We start from the raw sequence: 17,073 nt of genomic DNA on the forward strand, positions 1-17,073 counted from the left end.
GTCTTGCTGAGTCAGATAGTGCCATTAGAGTTCACGGTGGCCACGGTCCGAATTCTGTAGCGAGCCATCGTCGCTCGCACCGCATCCTCGATAGCCCTCCAGTCGTTGAGCAGCACACGCGGGTAGCGGATCGTCATGGAAAGACTGTCAGGAATGTCGACCACATCGTGCGTACAGCTGGCGACCTCGGGTGCATCGTCGGGAACCAGCAGGGAGCCCTCAATGACCAGCCCGTTCAAACCGTTCAGTGGCTGGTCGCACCGAATGAACGTAGTGAGCTCATCATCCCCGGAGCGGGCGACATACCACTCCTTCTCCGTCCGCGGATTCCGCACTGGCGCCTCGCCACGTTGCTTCGAGTACGCTTGGGCATAGGCGTCCATTCTCGTTTCATCAATGGTGTACGGGACGAGGCCGAACTGCGGAGTGCCGGGAGTTAGTAGATCCAGCCGCCGTCGCGGATCTGTACGCTCGATCGCGCCGTCTTCGGTAGTCGCCTCGGTACTGGCCATGCGCTGCAGCAGCCCAGATACCGGGACCTTGTCCACGTAGTCGATCGAGACGCTGATAGCGCGGTAGTGATCCGCCATGGAGCGGGTAGGGCGCGTGCCCGGTGGGGCCGCCTTCAGGCCTGGCCACATGAGGGTTAGTCCAACGCCGCCGCCGATGGCAGGGCCGATCTGGTCATCGTAGTAGTTCGCAGGAAAAGCGAACCGGTGTGGGCCGATGCGTGCCTCCACGGGCTCGGTCGTATACGTATAACCATTCAAGGCGCGGCTTTCGGCAGTGCTCTCTGACATGGCAGCTTCCCTTTCACCCCTCTCAGTGGTGGGGGCCTTGGCGCAGGCCGTAGTGCTGAGGGCTGCGGCCACTGTTAGGGCGAGGCATCGGCTTGGTGCCTTGACACTCATGAAGCCATTCCCATGCTCTTTATCGCTCGAACTATAAAAGCAGCTCCGTCAACATTCCGGTAAGCGGTCACGCTTCTATGCCAAGCGAGCGACCACTGAGCTCCTGCAAGCCTCGACATGCGAATCTGCCATCGCCCGATGCTTGCCCACGTGGTATCCACCCCACGCGGCTGCCATGCCAAGGGACGCGAGGATGATTCCCACTTGCCAGCGCGTATCACGCAGGCCGGATGCGCCCAAAAGAATCAGTGCGAAGCCAATGAAACTCACGTGGTAGGCGATGGCCAGCACCAGGAAAAGCAGGCCGAGAAGTAGCAGGGCAAGGCTTAGTTTGCTACGACGGTCTGACGTATCCAGCATGATGTTCCTCCTTGAAATCACTGACGCTGTAGAACCGGTGCGATCGGTTGGCAGCAGACGCAGCGGCAACGATGCGACATTGCGTTGGCCTGCCTCTGCCTCTGCCTCTGCCTCTGTCTCTTATCCGACATTACCGCGTGCGGGCCCGGTGTGCACCCTTCTGCCAGCTCCGCCCCCTGACCCTTCGGTGTCACGCGCGCCCCACGGCAATTGATTATAGTCACCCACAATCCCGCAATGGATCGGCCCAAGAATGCACCTGATGTCTTCCTGCCGCCTGCTGGCATGTTCTCTCGCCATCGCATTGAGCGCGGGTGCCTGTGCCAAGTCGCCGTCCACCGAAAACAGTAGGAATCCCGCCATGTCGGACGCTCCGCAGATCGGTCGCACCATCAACGGCCACACCTACACTGATGCTCCCGTGGACGTGAAGCTGGGCCCGAATACCTTCCGTATTCCGGCCAACTACCTCGACAGCCAGATCGCCCCTTGGCCGGGCGAAGGCGTGTCGCTGGTGATCGAGTGGCCGGACATGAAGCCGACGGCTCCAGGTGCGCGGGCGAATCCGCGGGCCAATGATTTCCGGAAGGAGATTTCGGTGCTCATCAACTACGTCGATCGGGCGCCCATTGAGCGCATGCTGGAGCGATATTCCTCCAACGATTCCATCACCGAAGACGGCTCCGTAGAAGAAGGAGACCCCCGGGATCGCCTCGATCTGCGCAGGGCGGAACCTGAGGTGATGGGACTCATCCCCTACGCCATCGACGAATCAAAGATGGCCGCCTATGCCAAGACGTACGAGACCGCCTACGGTAAGGCGCCGGTTCGCAACCCGGCCTTTGAGGGCGACTGGTACGTGTCGCGCGGCACTGATGGCGAACTGACCAGTTTCATCAAATGCGACAGCAAGGCGTTCCGTGAGGATGGCGTTCGCTTGGTTGGCAACGAGTTGGTCAACGAGCCCGGCGATACCGCCGCAAGCTGCATCCACTACTTCGTCGATGTGGAAAGCAAGCTCTCGATCAGCATGGATTACAAACGCGCCTTTCTTAAGGATTGGAAACGCATCGAGGACGCTGTCCGTGAGCTGCTCAAGCGCAGCCGGTCAGTTTGATCGAAGCAACCAGAGGGGCAGGACATGGGTGGCTTGACTGATCGTGATCTCAGGATTCTTAGCAGCTATGCACGCGAGGGTAATCGCGAGCTGTACTGGAACTATATTTCCCAGCTCCCTGGCGCGGACGGGTACGGGACACTTGCACTCGGCGTCGTCCGCAACGACAGCCTGCCGGGGCGAGTTGCAAACAGCTACGCCCAGGACTACGCCCGCACCCAGAATGACGATGGGTCTCCATTCCCCAATGCGCGACTCAGCGAACGGCAATGGGAGGCGTTTGGCCAGACACTGCTCATGAAGGATCTTGAGCTGCGACGCACCCATGTTGACGAAGGTCGTCCCGACCTGGCGCTCAACCTGCCGGGCGTTGATGTCATGCGGGCCCATGACCGCGCCTTCGTCGACCATCGGCTTGATCCCAACTGCTGGACGCCGCGCGTCCTGCTTCAGGCGGCGCTTGAAAAAAGTGGCCCCCAGCAGCTTGAGCAGACTTGGACCAGCATGCTCAACAACGATCACCTTGGCGGACAGCGCATCAAAGACACTAGCCGGGATGCAATCAGCCAGATGGGCTTGGTCCAGGGCGGGCAGTACCTCGCGACGCTCACCGGGCACGAGATCGGGCAAGCGCTGGAGGGACGCGCTTCGGTGGACCCGAATGTGATCGGCGGCTTGAGCTCCTATGCTTTGTACTTTCCCGGTGAGGGGAAGTGGGCCAGTGTCACCTCTGGTGGTGGCCACAGCTCCCTGCGCGAGATCAACGATCCCGCCCGCATCGCCGAGCTCAATGACGCCCGCGAGGTGCGCCTGGAGCGCCAGCAGAAGGCAACCCAGTTCCATCCAGAGGATCCGTACCGCACCATCACTCGCAGCCCGGTTACTGCAGCGGTGGACGGCCTGCCAGACCCTCAGCGCGGCGCCACGCGGCTTGCCGACATCGGCCCCGGACATGCCGACTACGGATTGCTGCAGCAGGTCAGCGGCCATGTCGCCGCGATCGACGCGCGGGCGGGGCGCAGTACGGATGAGGACAGCCATCGTCTGACCGCCAGCGCGATGGTGCTGGCACGGCAGAACAACCTGGAACGTGTCGACCATATGGTGTTGAGTGCGCAGACCGCCGACAGTGGCGCCGGCCGCACTGTATTCGTCGTGCAGGGCAGCCTGAACGACCCGGCCCACCTGCGGGCGTCGATGCCCACCGATGTCGCCGTGCAGACCCCGGTGGAGCAGTCACTGCAACAGCTGGCGCTCGCCAGCACCGAGCGTTCGCAGAGCCAGGCGCAGGTACAGAGCCAGCAACAGGACGCCGACGCCCAGATGCGTGAAAGTCCAGCAATGCGGATGGCGTGACAGATCAGTATGTACGGTATGGCTGGGCCGCGCTCAGCGTAGAGCGTCAGCGCTCACCAGCGAATCCAGCATGGCGCTCTTTCTTGAGCCCCTGCCCTTCAGACCCATCCCCACGACTACCAGTCCAGCCGCTCCAGATCGTAGTCGTGCGCAAACGCTATCGCCGCTTGGTCTCCCGGCAGATCCGCATACTGCCGAGCTCCCGCGTCCGCTCCTGCTGCCACGTGATCAATGGCGAAGTAGCGCAGGGGCCACGACAGATGCGCTGGCGGACCTCTCCATCCCACACGACCCCAAGCAGGGCTTAACTACTCGCCACTGCGCTCCCGCGACCCACGCACCCGCTTGTACAACGGTTTCACTCACACGGCGGAGTACAGACCTGCGGGCTGGGCTTCGGCGCGTTACCCAGTAGACTCCTCGGTATCCACTGGCTAATAGAGACGCATGAGGAGCCGGAAAATGGTCCATGGCCGCTTCTGAGGAGTCGAGCGTGATTCGACGCTGTTCCGATTCGGAGCGTGACCCGATTGCCTATTGGAAAGGACTTGGGCTAAAACAAGCGCAGACTCGTTGTGAGTGGCGACAGGAAAGGACATCCATGAATGACATTGATGAAACCGAAGCGCTGTTCGATTCCCAGCTGATCATCGGTCCGACCATACTTGCTGGGAGTCCGCTGCTTCGCCATCTGCATGCGGTGGGTGAGTTTGACATCGACGCTCAAGAAAATTGGCTCTACCTCCCCATCGACCAGGCCTTTGCAGACAAACTGGGCTGCTCACGCTATGCGAAAGAACCGATTGATCCTTATACGCAGGGCATGCTCCAGCAATTGTCCGTACTAGAGGCCTCTCCAGACGGGCGAGGAGCGCTTGAAGGGGACTTGGGTTCTACCGTTCGGACCGTGCATGCCATAAGGCGGCTGCAGGATACGGTGAAAGTGGCGTTGATCAATGGAGATCTGGTCGTGGCCTACAGCCACTGAGGCCGATTAGCGTCCATTTGACGATAGCCAGCCGCGTCGTAAATGGCGCTCTGTTGATCCCTCCGCGGATCATCCTGCTGGGGCTCCCCTGATCAAGATCTCGGCCAGTATCGGCTTGTCGCCGCTGGGCGATATGGCTTGTTCGCATAACTCCTTCAGATGGTCCTTGAAGTACGTAACCACCTTCTTTTCATCAACGACATAGACGTCTGTTACGAATTGAGGAGGCGTCGGAACACTTAGTTCAGGGGCTGGATCAGGCCTACGGGGGGAGCAGCGCTCCCTTCTCACGCGAGGATCAAAACTACTTGCTAAAGTAGGTTGTAACGCCAGCAGATAGACGGTCTAGGAAGGAACCGAAGGTGATATTTCCGATGCGGTGCAAGATTATGTCCATGCGCAGGTTGAATGCTGTACCGCTGTGGCTCCGGGGGATGGCGGCGCTGTGCGCAATTCTGGCACTGGCGGCATGCAATGGGACGGCTCAGGATGCAGCGGGGAGACCGGGTTATACCGATGGACAAGCCGTTGCGCCGCCTTCTGATGAAAGTACCGTCCCCATTGTCCGGCCGCTCCCGCTCGTAGAAATGAGTCTGCCGCTTGTCGTCGAGTTCAACCTGCCTCCACCGGGGCCTGATGCCACCAGCACGTTGTTTCTCGGTATCCGCGTGAATGCAGAGAGCGCGGCGCAGTCGGCCTTGGCGTCTGATGGAGTCATCGCGGCTGGATTGGACGTCGATGTGAGCCTCTTACGGGTTCAGGACTCGATCACGCAGGCCGTACCACTGGTACGCGTCGAGTCTAGCGGACAGGCGCCTGCGGTACTTGTTCCGGTAGGGCCCCAAGGGCGCGTGGTCGGAGTGAGGCGAGATGATGTGGACGACATATCCATCGCTCAGAAAGGGCATACCAGCACCGCCGGCCACTCGAGATACCTTTCATTCGCATTGGCACAGAACCCCGCGCCAGGCAGATACAGACTCAGCGTACGCATTGGCAAGGCATCTGCCGAGCTTTCCGGCGTAAGGTCAGAGCTGCTGGTGGCTTACAGGCACAGGTCGAAGTAGGAGCGCATATGGACGGCAAGTACACCCTCTCTGTTTACGTGGCGGCTCCCGGTACACCGCTCTTGGATGGCGGAACCTCAGCTGCTGGCCATGTCTACTACGACATAGCACACGAGTCAGATCGCAAGAGCTTTGGCTTTGCGCCCATAAAGCATGGCGTCATCGCCGGACCCGGCAAGATCTATGACACCGATGCAGAGCAGTATCAGAAGCCGTTTTACAAGCGCACGATGGAGATCAGCAGGGAGCAGTACGACAAGCTGAATGAGTTCGGGAGCAGCCCTGACTCGCATGGTTTCAGCATGCAGTACAACGGCGCGTCCAACAGCTGCATAGACTTCACGTGGGGTGCTCTGAACCACGCTGGGCTTCATCGCACAAACGTGATCTTCATGCAGGACAGAGACTATGAGGGTTCGCTCAAGCCATTGAGTAATGAGTCATTCATTCGTAGCATCCGCGCACCCTTCCCGGGCAGTGAGTTGAACAAGGAAGATCACAATCTGATGCCTGATCGAACGCTTTTGCAGCGATTCATCAGCGAAGAAGATCTCCCTCCCAATGATCGCCAGATCCTCGAATCAGTTCGTATCAAGGTCTCCGAAATCGATCGTCAGCACGGGCGATCTTTCGATCAAACCAGTGAACGCATCTCAACGAGCCTTATGACCTTGGCCAAAGAGAATGGGATGCAGCGGGTGGACCACGTTGTACTCAGCGCCGCTACTGCCGAAGCTGCAGCAGGTCATCGCATGTTCGTCGTGGAAGGTGCACTTGACGACCCTTCTCACTCAAGAGCTTCCATGTTGACCACGTCAGCCGCAGAAAGGTCATCGGAGGATAATTACGCGAAGCTGGAACAGATCTCGAACGATGTCCGGCAGCGTGAGGTGGCCCAGCAAGCAGATCAGCAGGAACAGGTGACACGGGATGCAGCGACAATGCGAATGAGCTGAGCACGATCGCCTACCTCCCGTTCGTCCTTACACCCGCTTGCGCATGACCTGGCTCCATGGGGCCGATTTATGGAAGATCTTCGAAAGAACGCGGGCCGGAGTTAGGATTTCCAAGTCACGACACAGGGCCTGCGGCAGCGATCAAGTGAGCCAGGCAAAGTGTCCGCATGTACACCACCTCTTTCACTTTCTGTTGGGTGCATTCGGTGTTGGTGACGCCATGACCGGCTACTGGATGGTCTGGGCAATGACGAACATGCCCTGAGCAGTGCGGAGGATTGGGTGGAGGTAAGAGCGATGCCGCAGCGAGCAGTGCTTACGGTCTCACTGACGGGCCTTCAACAGTGACCTTTGAATCAGCCAGTGCCCGTTCCTTCCCAATCTGATAACCGCCCCAAACGCCCCCCATCACGATGCATGCCAGGACGACACCCATCTGCCACCGAGCATCCTGCACGCTGGCCGCGCCGAACAACATCAGCGCTAACGGCAGATAGACGGCAGAAACGCTGATGCCGAGCAGTGCGAAAACTGCAGCGACAATCAGCAACAGATAGCTCAGCTGGCTACGGGACTTAGATGCGTTTCGCATTTCACTTGCTCCTTGAAATTTGGCATCGCAATGGGCACTGGTCGCTTCAGCGGAGTGCAGGGAAAACCGCGCCTGCCTAGCTCTCCAGATACTTCCACGCAATGCCGGCCAGCAACATGACCGCGCCTACCGCGGATACCAGTGAGATTCTTCTCCACATACCGTAGGCCGAAACGGACAGCCCGATGGCAGTCATGAGGTCATGTGGAAGCATGCCGTAGAAGAAGTAATCAACTGTGTTCGTCACCGCAAAGATCAGCAGGACGAGGAGCAGCAGTTTGTCGCTGGTGGGAGTGGCTGGGGTCATCTATCAGTCCTTGACGGAATATCGAGCGCGCGTTTTGCAGAAGCCGATGTTATGGGTTTGTCGCGCACGCAACAATGGACGGAACGACCAAGGCGGTGGCCGAACGGCCACGTCCGCATTCCAATACGCAGCTGATATCCGATCACCGCCCGCACGGTCACCGCATGACGCGCCCCACACTCCACCAGTCCAGCCGATCCAGGTCGTAGTCCTCCGCGAATGCCATCGCGGCCTGATCCGCCGGCAGATCAGCGTATCGCTGCAGCACAGTGCCGTCCGCCCCGGCGTCTTCGCAGGTGATCGCGTAGTAGCGTTGAAGCGTCTGGTCAAATTCGGCCAGCCATGCATTGCCGGTCAGGCGGCTCATCGGATCGTTGCCTCTGATCATGGGGGGAGGGAGCTCCGGCAAGCAGTGGCTGGCTGCAGCGGACTGCATACCGGTCAATGGGTCAGCGCGCCTTAGTCCCTGAGAGCGGCAGCGGGTCGGTTATAGGCGTGCGCTCAGCGGGCATCGAGCTGCCGGCCTGCGGATGCCTTGATCAGCTCCCGTCCGGCCACCAGCAGTCCATCCACCAGATGCTCACCCAGCAGCGTTGCGGTATCGCCATCGCGTCGCGCGATGTGCTCGGCGTGCAGGATCTCCAGCGCCGCATCCAATGCCTGCATCACACGGATCGGCACGGCGACTTTGCCTACGCGCTCCAGCTCTGCGGCGGGGTCTGCATCCGGTGCGGGTAGGGACGGCACCAAGGTCAGGTGGGTCAGTCGCGCACTGGCGGGATGCTCGGTGGCGTACTGCTGCAGACGGCGTTCCAGCGTCTCGATGAACTTCTGCGGCACGTCGTGAATATGCTCGCCTAGCAGGGAGGCAAGACGCGCGGAGCTGAGGGGATGATCGGTAGTCAACGGCAGGACCTCGCGGTGAGGCCACCTGCGCCGAGGTGGCAACAGGTGGCGGGCGATGCGGGTTGCCATACCGGGTGGAACTATCATTAACCGGCGGATCAGGGATCCCCCGCATCGCCTGCCATGGAACCGGTAGGCGATGCAGTGCATTCTCCGCCGTGCCCCGCAGGGCAGAACAGAGTCAACGATAGATCCACTAGCAGGATGGCAATCCCGGCTGCAGCCCCGTGGCTCCAGCGTGGCCATCGTGCGCAGCCGTAAGTAACTGCGTCCATGAGGAAAACTGCGAAGTGCAGTGTCAGGTATGCGGTCGCCGCCAGTTCACCAGCGACACGCCAACGCCCGCAATGCACCGCCAAGCAGCCCACCTGCCCGCGACGCTCGCGACAGCATGACGGGCAAGGTGCGACGCACACCCGTTTACCCCATGGGTAGAGCGACTTCAGTCGGCTAAAACCAACCACCACCCCCATACCCCGCACCCACCTTTCCTCACCCGGCGCTGAGCCCGATCCCCTATGCTCACATTGGTAACGAAACCGACGGTGTCGCCTACAGGCGGCAGCCCGCCTTCTGACAGGGATTCAGTGCGATGAGCCGGACAAGAAGATTGCTGCAATTCAGTGCGCTGACTGTCGCGTTTGCAGGCCTGTTGGGTTGCGGAGACCGCGCGTCGGCGCCTGATGTCGCGGCTGTGCCCGTGCTGACCGAAGCGGAAGCCAATGCGCGCACCACGGTACCGCTCACGCGCGCGGTGCCGCTGGATAAGCCCGGGGTAATTGCGGACCTGGATTTCGATCTGCCTCCGCCCGGCGAGCTCGCCTGGTCGTCGCTGATCATCGGTATCCGTATCGAGGCGCCAGACACGAAATCGATCATCGCTTTGTCTGACGTGATCATCCAGGGTGGTCTGCCTGCCAAGGTGGAGCTGCAGCGGATAGACGGCGCGGGCCCGGTGCACATACCGCTGATCCGGATCGGTCCGGACTTGAAGCAGCGTGTTCCAGTCGCAGCGGACGGGGTCACTCCCGGGGTGCGGGCGGCAGGGCTGGACGGCACGATGTTGGCTGAGGCGGGTCTGGAACGCGACGGCGCCCTGTCCGACGTGCTCGCGTTCGCCCATGCTGCCGAGCCGCCTCCCGGGCGCTATCACCTGCGTGTGGAACTCATGGAGGCGCGCCCACAGCTGCAGGGGAAGGCGGCGCAACTGATTGTTGGCTACAACGCACGAGCAAAATGAAATGGACCCCTCTGATCGCTACACCGTAACGATATACGCTGCCGCACCTGGCACTCCGTTGATCGACCCGCGGAGCCCCGACGCATCTCACAAGACGTCGCTTACAGGCCATATGTACCTCAAAGTCGCCCATGGCGATGATGAGCAGAGCATGGGTTGGCAGCCCGACAAGCATGTCAATGATGTCTTGATGGGGCGCGTATCCCCGGACGATGTAGGAACTTATAAGGACCCGCACTACGCCCGGACAATCGAGATCACGCAAGAGCAGTACGACAAGCTTCGTGAGTTCAGTAAGGCTCCAGCTGCCTACGGTTTTGATCCGAGTTATAACGCCTTCTGGAATGGATGTACGGACTTCACCTGGGGTGCGTTGAATCACGCAGGCCTCCACGCCAAGTCATTAGGCGTGGAGTTCAATAGCTTCGAAGGCATCATCCAGCCAACCAAGAACATACCTGCGATCCAGAGCATCGAAGCGCCCTTCCCGGACAGTCCGCTGAACAAGGAAGACCACAATCCGATGCCAAAACAAACGTTCGAGCAGTGGCTCTACACCAGCAACGATCGCGCGCTGGGTGACCAGGTGTCGAAGGGCGTTGCCACGCTGGACGCAGCGCACGGCCGCACGCCCGATGAAGCCAGCGAACGCATGTGCGGCAGCCTGTTCTGCCTGGCCAAGGAGAACGGCCTGTCCCGCGTGGACCACGTGCTGCTGAGCGGCCCGAACGCGGAAGGCCATACCGGCACCAATGTCTTCGTTGTGCAGGGTGAACCCTCAGACCCGGCCCACCTGCGTGCGAGCATGCCGACCGCCACGGCCGCACAGACGCCCGTGCACGAATCCATGGCGCAGGCCGAACGGCTGACGCAGACACAGCAGCAGGCCGCCCAGCAGCAGGATCACGCGCAGGTGCAGGAACAGCAGGCCGCCGCCGTGCGCATGGGCTGACCTGCCGGGGGAGGGTATAGCTGACTTCAGTCGGCTGCCCCCAATCCAATCCGTATCCACGCCCCACCGCGCGTCCAGCCCGCGACCAGGCACTCCCTCCGGACCCTCATCCATCGCTGACTCACTTCCCTTATCCTCTTAGCGATCGGGAAACCGATCTTGCTGCCACCGGGCGGCACCCCGCCTTCTGACAGGGATTCAGTGCGATGAGCCGGATGATTGGAAAGCTTCGAATGGGTGCGATGACTGTCGCGATTGCAGCATTGGCGGGCTGCGGCGACAACACGCCGGCGACGGACGTTGCCCCGGTGCCTGTGCTGACCGAAGCGGAAGCCAATGCGCGCACCACGGTACCGCTGACGCGGACAGTGTCGATTGAACATCCGGGCGTGATCGCAGACTTCGAGTTTGACCTGCCGCCGCCTGCAGCGTTTGCTGGGTCCACGTTGGTCATTGGCATTCGCATCAGGGAGGCGACACCGAAGGCGATCGTTGCCCGGTCAAGTCTGATCTGGCGTGAGGGGTTGCCTGCTCGCGTTCGATTGCAGCGCGTGGATGGCGTAACGGCAGCGAACGTACTTCTTCGCCGCATTGGAACCGATCTGCGCACTCAGATAGAACTTGACCCAGATGGCTTCACGCCTGGCGTAAAGGCGGAGACGGTGAGCCCCGGATTGTTGAGACGCGTGGGACTGGTGAAGTCGGACGTGATCTATGACTCACTCGCTTTTGCCCATGCCGGAGCGCCAGCGCCCGGGCGATACCACGTGCGCGTCGAGCTGCTGGAGGAACGCCCACAGCTCAAGGGAACGCAGGCCGAACTTATCCTTGGATACGGCGGGAGATCGAAGTAATCGTGGAACGCTCCGACAGGTATACGTTGACCATCTATGTCGCCGCACGGGGCACGCCGATGGTGGATCCTGATCAGCCGACGCGCTCGCGGGGGACGTCGCGTACTGGTCACATGTATCTTGAAACGGCCCACGGCGATGACCGGCGAAGTGCCGGTTGGCAGCCGGAAGACCCCATCCCGGGTGGTGGCTATCTTGGTGGAACCAGCGATGACGACGTGAGGTCTTACGTATCGCCCTATTACGCCCGAACGATGGAGATCACTCAGGATCAGTTCGAGAAGATCCGTGAGTACTCGGAAGCACCGGTGGAGCACGGCATGGGCGCCCGATACAATTCCTTCTATAACAGTTGTACTGACTATGCTTGGGGCGCATTGAACCACTCGGGCCTCCACGCCAAGACATTAGGCGTGGAGTTCGATAACTTCGAAGGCATCATCCAGCCGACCAAGAACATACCTGCGATCCAGAGCATTGAGGCGCCCTTCCCGGACAGTCCGCTGAACAAGGAAGACCACAATCCAATGCCAAAACAAACGTTCGAGCAGTGGCTCTACACGAGCAACGATCGCGCGCTGGGTGAGCAGGTGTCGAAGGGCGTTGCCACACTGGACGCGAAACACGGCCGCACGCCCGATGAAGCCAGCGAGCGCATGTGCGGCAGCCTGTTCTGCCTGGCCAAGGAGAACGGCCTGTCCCGCGTGGACCACGTGCTGCTGAGCGGCCCGAACGCGGAAGGCCATACCGGTACCAATGTCTTCGTCGTGCAGGGTGAGCCTTCAGACCCGGCCCACCTGCGTGCGAGCATGCCGACCGCTACGGCCGCACAGACACCCGTGCACGAATCCATGGCGCAGGCCGAGCGGCTGACGCAGACGCAGCAGCAGGTCGCCCAGCAGCAGGATCACGCGCAGGTGCAGGAACAGCAGGACGCCGCCGTGCGCATGGGCTGACCGGCCGGAGGAGGGTAGAGCCGACTTCAGTCGGCTGCGGTAGCAGAGGCAGCCGACTGAAGTCGGCTCTACCATTTGAGCATCTCCTCCCGTTGGGCCCCTGTTACCATGGGCCTACCCAGCCAGCCTGACCACGCTACTGATGTGTGGGCGGTCGCTCCAGTGCCATTGCACTGCATACGCGGCCGTGCGAGCCAAGGATTTCTTTTCCTGACTCCCACAAGGACGCTTCCGTGAACTTCTTTACCCCCCAGCCGCTGCGTGCGACGTCGCTCTGTAAGAGCGCTGCCTTTGCCATTGCCATTGCATTGGGCGTCGCCGTGCCGTCTGCATACGCCGCCAGCCTAGATGCGCCCGCATCCACTGCGGCGCAGTCCGCCGTGCAGCGCAGCGCTGTCGCCCAGGGTCTGTACGAGCTGGCTTACAGCGCCAAGCAGAACGCCCTGTATGTCGCGTCGTCCGGTGGGTTCGGCGATGACGCCGGCCCGGCCCAGGTGCTGAAGCTGGACCCGACCACACTGGCCGTGCAGGCCACCATCCCGCTGGAGCGCAAGGGCTTCGGCGTGGTGTTGGACGATGCCAATGACCGCCTGTACGTGGGCAACACCGTGGACACGTCGGTGACCGTGGTCGACACCGCGCAGGCCAAGGCGATCGGCATCTTGCAGTTGATGGAGAAGAAGGTCGGCAAGGACGGCAAGGCCAGCTACACCCACGACCTGCGCGAGCTGGTGGTGGACGGTGCCAACAGCCGCCTGTACGTCACCGGTCACTCGGGCGAGGGCAGCGTGCTGTTCGTCGTGGATACGCAGTCCCTGAAGCTGCTCAACACCATTCCCGGCCTGGGCAACGCGAAGGCGCCCGGCCTGGCATTGGATGCCGCTAACAAGCGCGTGTACACCAGCAACCTGCTGGGCGAAGTGGTGGTGGTCGGTACCGATACCGGCAAGGTGGAGCAGCGCTACAAGGTCACCGCCGAGCAGCCGATGAACATCGCGCTGGACCCGGCCAGCCCGCGGCTGTTCATCACCGATCAGGGATCGGAGATGATCCGCAAGTATCAGGGCAGCAGCATTGAAGGCTTCGCATCGAAGCATCCGGGCATGCGCGTGCTGGTGCTGGACCGTACTACGGGCAAGGAGCTGGCGAGCATCCCGGCCGGTGCCGGCACGCTTGGCATTCTGCTGGACGCACCGCGCAAGCGCCTGTACGTGACCAACCGCGAGGCGGGATCGGTGACCGGCTACGACAGCGACACCTACCAGCAGATCGGCACGTGGTCGGTGCCGACGCACCCGAACAGCCTGGCGCTGGATGCGAAGAACCACGTGCTGTACGTGACCATCAAGAACGGCGACGACGAAGCGAAGGGCGCGAAGGAAAGCGTAGCGCGCGTCGCGCTGTAGCCCGGGGGACGTACGGCATCCGCTGAGCACGGGAACCAATCCCTCGGTGTAGATTGACGGCGGAGGAGTCAGTGACGTCCGTAGACCGTCAGGCCCCGTAGGTGCGGACTTCGGTCCGCACGGTCCCAAGCGAAGGAGTCTCCGTGCAAACCCCCAGCCGACTGAAGTCGGCTCTACCCGGCCTTCGCTTCTATGCGGTCAGCCGCGGCTTGTGCTCGCACCGCGGGTAGCCCGAGCACGAGTGGAAGTCCCCGTACTTGCCGGTCTTCTTCACGATCACGCCCGTGCCACACGCAGGGCATCGCTGTTCCTTGATCGGCAGGCCATCCACCGTGGTCACGCTGACGGCCCCATCGCGTTCCAGCTCATCCAGGAAGGGGGAGCGGCGGCCACTGACGGTGAACATCGCCACTGATCGACGTGCGCGGGTGAGCGCGACGTAGAACAGGCGCCGTTCTTCGCCCAGCGGGAAGGTATCGCCGCTCGGCATGGCCAGTGACAGCACCGGGTCGTCCGCACGCAGGTTGGGGAAGGCCCGGTCCAGCAGGGCAGGCAGGATCACGTAGTCCGCTTCCATGCCCTTGCTGCGGTGGGCGGTCAGAAAGCTGACCTCCATCGTGGTGCCGAAGCGTGCCTGCCAGTTGCTCGGCACAAAGGCCCGGTCGGCGTTGTAGCGGCCCAGCACGAACACCCGCAGCTTGCCGTCGCGGCCGGCGGGTAGCGCACCCGTGTGGCACTGCGTGTGCAGGTGCTGCAGGTACTGGGCGATGGCATCGTTCAACTGTTCGCGCGTGGCGACCTGGAACGCCTGCATGACGGGCCCATACGAAGGCGTGGTGGAGCGCACGCGCTTGCGGATCTGCACCGGGTTGGCGCTGACGAAGTGGCTGGACGCATCGCACAGCGCCTGCGGGCAGCGGAACGTCTGTTCCAGCCGCAGCACCTGGCCATGGCCGAACCATGCACGGAACTGGGTCATCACCGATACGTCCGCACCGGCGAACCGGTTGATCGACTGCCAGTCGTCGCCGACGGCGAAAAAGTACGTACCCGGTTCCTGCACCAGGGCACGGCATAGCCGGGCGCGGGCGCGCGAGGCGTCCTGGAATTCATCGGCCATCACCAGGGTATACGGTGATGCGAATCGGCCTTGTTCCAGATGCTCGGCCGCTTGGTTGAGCATGTCTTCGAAGTCGATGGCGCGCGCGTCGTCCAGTGCGTCGTCCCACGCCTGCAGCACGGGCCCGGCAATCTGCAGGAAGCGTCGGTGGCGTTCCTTGTACTGGTCATCGGGCATGTCGCGCAGGCGCGCGGCCATATCATCCAGGCTGAGTGCGTTGCTCTTGGCGTGGCTGATGAAGCTGCGCATCAGGCCGACCAGTTCGGTATCCGGCATGGGCTTCTGGCCCTCGTCCGGGATGTCGCGGTCCGGGTTGGGGTCCGGCACCACGCCGCCCGCGCTCAGTGCTTCAGCCAGGTCGTCGAAGGCCCAGCCCATGCGCAGGTCGTGCGAGGTCGTTTCGATCATCCGGGCACCGTCGGGCTGCGACGTGGCGCGTCGGGGAGTAGGGGCTTCGTCGTCGGCCAGATGCTCGTGGTCCAGGTCAGCATCGGGGTAGTGGAAGTCCGGTTGCTGCGCCTTGAAGACCTCGGTTTCGGCATCGAAGGATCGCGCGCGGCCAAGCACGTAGTCCACGCCGTTGTAGAACGACCAATCGGCCAGCACGCACTCTTCCACGCTCCGCGCGCGCTCGCCTCGCAGGGTGCGCACGTAACCGCTGCCATCCTTTTCCCAGCCATCGGCCGCCATCGCGCCACCCTGCAAGGGCAGGTCACGCCCGAACACCAGCCGGAACATGTCCCACTGGGTGCGGAACGCATGCGAGCGGTCCTTCAACTGGTCTACCAGTTCGGCCAGCTTGTTGAAGCCCAGCGTGGCATCGACGGCCCAGTCGGGCACGTCCGGCCGGCGTCCGGTGGCGCTGGCGATGACATGCAGGCCGAGTGCGTGGAAGGTGCGGGCCTCGACGCCGTGGTCTTCCAGGCCGATGCGCGCGAACGACCGATCGGCACGCTGCTGCAACTCCTTTGCGGCGTCCTTGTTGAAGGCCAGCATGACGATCTGTCGCGGTTCGGCGTAGCCGCGGTGGATGGCATACGCGGCCTTGGCCACCATGGTGGAGGTTTTGCCGGACCCGGCTGCGGCGACGACCTGCACGCGGTTGTCGAAGCAGATGACCGCATGCGCCTGCTCGTCGGTGAGCGGGCGGCTTTCGACGTGGTCGAGCAGGGGCCGCGCGTCATTGCGCTCGATCGCCAGGATCTGTGCATTCACTGCCTCGCAGGCGCCGGTCCAGTCCTGTTCCCACAGGTCCAGTTCGATCAGCGCCGCTTCGTGTTCGTCTTCATCGGCATGTGCGGCCGGGTCGTTGAAGAGTGTGTGCAGCGTTGCGGTGTCCACGTCCAGCGACGGGCGGCTGTCCTGCAAGGCCTGTTGGTCGTCGTGGCTGATCCAGCGACGCTGCGCACGGTGCTGTGCCAGCAGATCTTCGGCATCCCCGTTCCACTGCCGCATGGTGTCCAGGATGCGTTGCAAGGCAGGGCCATGCGCAGCGCGATCCTGTGTGTCGTCATGGGGGGTCAGTGCGTTCGACAGCGCCTTGGCGTCCGCGTTGGACAGGCCTTCCAGCAGCAGCGGAGGGCCCTCGCGACGTTGGATGTTGACGCTGGCCCACAGCATGCCGGGCTTCACGTGGACGCGTGCCTCCATACCGAGTTGGAGCCGTTGCGTGGTGTCGCCGATCGTGATGACCAGGACGTCGCCTTGCAGCTGCAGCGACCACGGTTGCGTGCGGGGCAGGGACATCGCCAGGCGTGAGGGTTTCCAGTGTTGCGTCATGCGTGCTGCTGTCCTGCGGAATCTGTGTCATACCGCGGGCGGCAAGCGCGATTGCGGGTGTTGTCATGATAGCGGGGGATGCGCCGGGCGTGGATACCGACCGCGTCAGTTCCGCAAGGTGGTGGAGTGGTAGCGCCGAGCCATGCTCGGCGAGCGCGCCGCGCGGTGCTTCATGCATTCCGCCGAGCGCGGCTCGGCGCTACCGA

Annotated in this window: 16 protein-coding genes; 9 read left to right on the forward strand and 7 right to left on the reverse strand. The window is 62.2% G+C overall.

Going from position 1 to position 17,073, the window contains the following annotated elements; genetic code table 11:
* Window positions 1–11 precede the first annotated feature (11 nt).
* Window positions 12–800, reverse strand: coding sequence for a hypothetical protein (locus ICJ04_RS01990; protein ID WP_223202962.1), 789 nt, complete (start codon window positions 798–800; stop codon window positions 12–14).
* Between the two features lie 186 nt (window positions 801–986).
* On the reverse strand, window positions 987–1,271 hold the full coding sequence (locus tag ICJ04_RS01995; protein ID WP_188325898.1) for a hypothetical protein: 285 nt from the start codon (window positions 1,269–1,271) through the stop codon (window positions 987–989).
* Window positions 1,272–1,524: 253 nt separating this feature from the next.
* Here ICJ04_RS01995 and ICJ04_RS02000 point away from each other — a divergent pair, with 253 nt between their 5' ends.
* From ICJ04_RS02000 to ICJ04_RS02015, 4 genes are all read left to right on the forward strand, one after another.
* Window positions 1,525–2,388 carry a hypothetical protein gene (locus ICJ04_RS02000; RefSeq protein WP_188325899.1) on the forward strand — a complete coding sequence of 288 codons (864 nt, stop codon included), beginning with the start codon at window positions 1,525–1,527 and terminating at the stop codon, window positions 2,386–2,388.
* Between the two features lie 24 nt (window positions 2,389–2,412).
* The gene (locus tag ICJ04_RS02005) at window positions 2,413–3,744 is read left to right on the forward strand and encodes an XVIPCD domain-containing protein (protein ID WP_188325900.1); all 1,332 of its coding nucleotides are present in this window, start codon (window positions 2,413–2,415) and stop codon (window positions 3,742–3,744) included.
* Between the two features lie 601 nt (window positions 3,745–4,345).
* Window positions 4,346–4,732: a hypothetical protein gene (locus ICJ04_RS02010; protein WP_188325901.1), complete on the forward strand. Its 387-nt coding sequence runs from the start codon at window positions 4,346–4,348 to the stop codon at window positions 4,730–4,732.
* A 1,075-nt stretch (window positions 4,733–5,807) separates the two neighbouring features.
* Window positions 5,808–6,755, forward strand: coding sequence for an XVIPCD domain-containing protein (locus ICJ04_RS02015; RefSeq protein ID WP_188325902.1), 948 nt, complete (start codon window positions 5,808–5,810; stop codon window positions 6,753–6,755).
* Window positions 6,756–7,071: 316 nt separating this feature from the next.
* Here the strand turns inward: ICJ04_RS02015 and ICJ04_RS02020 are convergent, their stop codons facing one another.
* The 4 genes from ICJ04_RS02020 to ICJ04_RS02035 form a co-directional block, all read right to left on the reverse strand.
* Complete coding sequence (locus ICJ04_RS02020; protein ID WP_188325903.1) at window positions 7,072–7,347, reverse strand: hypothetical protein; 276 nt, start codon at window positions 7,345–7,347, stop codon at window positions 7,072–7,074.
* A gap of 76 nt (window positions 7,348–7,423) precedes the next feature.
* Entirely contained in the window at window positions 7,424–7,654 is a 231-nt protein-coding gene (locus ICJ04_RS02025; protein ID WP_188325904.1) for a hypothetical protein, read from the reverse strand.
* A 157-nt stretch (window positions 7,655–7,811) separates the two neighbouring features.
* Window positions 7,812–8,021 (reverse strand): hypothetical protein, encoded by a 210-nt coding sequence (locus tag ICJ04_RS02030; RefSeq protein ID WP_188325905.1) that lies wholly within the window; start codon window positions 8,019–8,021, stop codon window positions 7,812–7,814.
* A gap of 134 nt (window positions 8,022–8,155) precedes the next feature.
* Window positions 8,156–8,494: a hypothetical protein gene (locus ICJ04_RS02035; protein WP_188325906.1), complete on the reverse strand. Its 339-nt coding sequence runs from the start codon at window positions 8,492–8,494 to the stop codon at window positions 8,156–8,158.
* A 676-nt stretch (window positions 8,495–9,170) separates the two neighbouring features.
* On the opposite strand from ICJ04_RS02035, the gene ICJ04_RS02040 reads away from it, so the two are divergent.
* The 5 genes from ICJ04_RS02040 to ICJ04_RS02060 all read left to right on the forward strand — a co-directional run bounded on the left by ICJ04_RS02040 (window position 9,171) and on the right by ICJ04_RS02060 (window position 13,968).
* Window positions 9,171–9,800, forward strand: a complete 630-nt coding sequence (locus tag ICJ04_RS02040) for a hypothetical protein (RefSeq protein WP_188325907.1) — start codon at window positions 9,171–9,173, stop codon at window positions 9,798–9,800.
* A 112-nt stretch (window positions 9,801–9,912) separates the two neighbouring features.
* Window positions 9,913–10,752, forward strand: a complete 840-nt coding sequence (locus ICJ04_RS02045; protein WP_188325908.1) for an XVIPCD domain-containing protein — start codon at window positions 9,913–9,915, stop codon at window positions 10,750–10,752.
* A gap of 206 nt (window positions 10,753–10,958) precedes the next feature.
* Entirely contained in the window at window positions 10,959–11,606 is a 648-nt protein-coding gene (locus tag ICJ04_RS02050; protein WP_188325909.1) for a hypothetical protein, read from the forward strand.
* A 2-nt stretch (window positions 11,607–11,608) separates the two neighbouring features.
* Complete coding sequence (locus tag ICJ04_RS02055) at window positions 11,609–12,562, forward strand: XVIPCD domain-containing protein (RefSeq protein ID WP_188325910.1); 954 nt, start codon at window positions 11,609–11,611, stop codon at window positions 12,560–12,562.
* A 257-nt stretch (window positions 12,563–12,819) separates the two neighbouring features.
* Window positions 12,820–13,968, forward strand: a complete 1,149-nt coding sequence (locus ICJ04_RS02060; RefSeq protein ID WP_188327170.1) for a YncE family protein — start codon at window positions 12,820–12,822, stop codon at window positions 13,966–13,968.
* A gap of 190 nt (window positions 13,969–14,158) precedes the next feature.
* Here ICJ04_RS02060 and ICJ04_RS02065 read toward each other — a convergent pair whose 3' ends face one another.
* Window positions 14,159–16,867, reverse strand: coding sequence for a UvrD-helicase domain-containing protein (locus ICJ04_RS02065; protein ID WP_188325911.1), 2,709 nt, complete (start codon window positions 16,865–16,867; stop codon window positions 14,159–14,161).
* Between the last annotated feature and the right edge of the window lie 206 nt (window positions 16,868–17,073).

Source organism: Stenotrophomonas sp. 169 (genome assembly GCF_014621775.1).
Lineage (GTDB): Bacteria > Pseudomonadota > Gammaproteobacteria > Xanthomonadales > Xanthomonadaceae > Stenotrophomonas.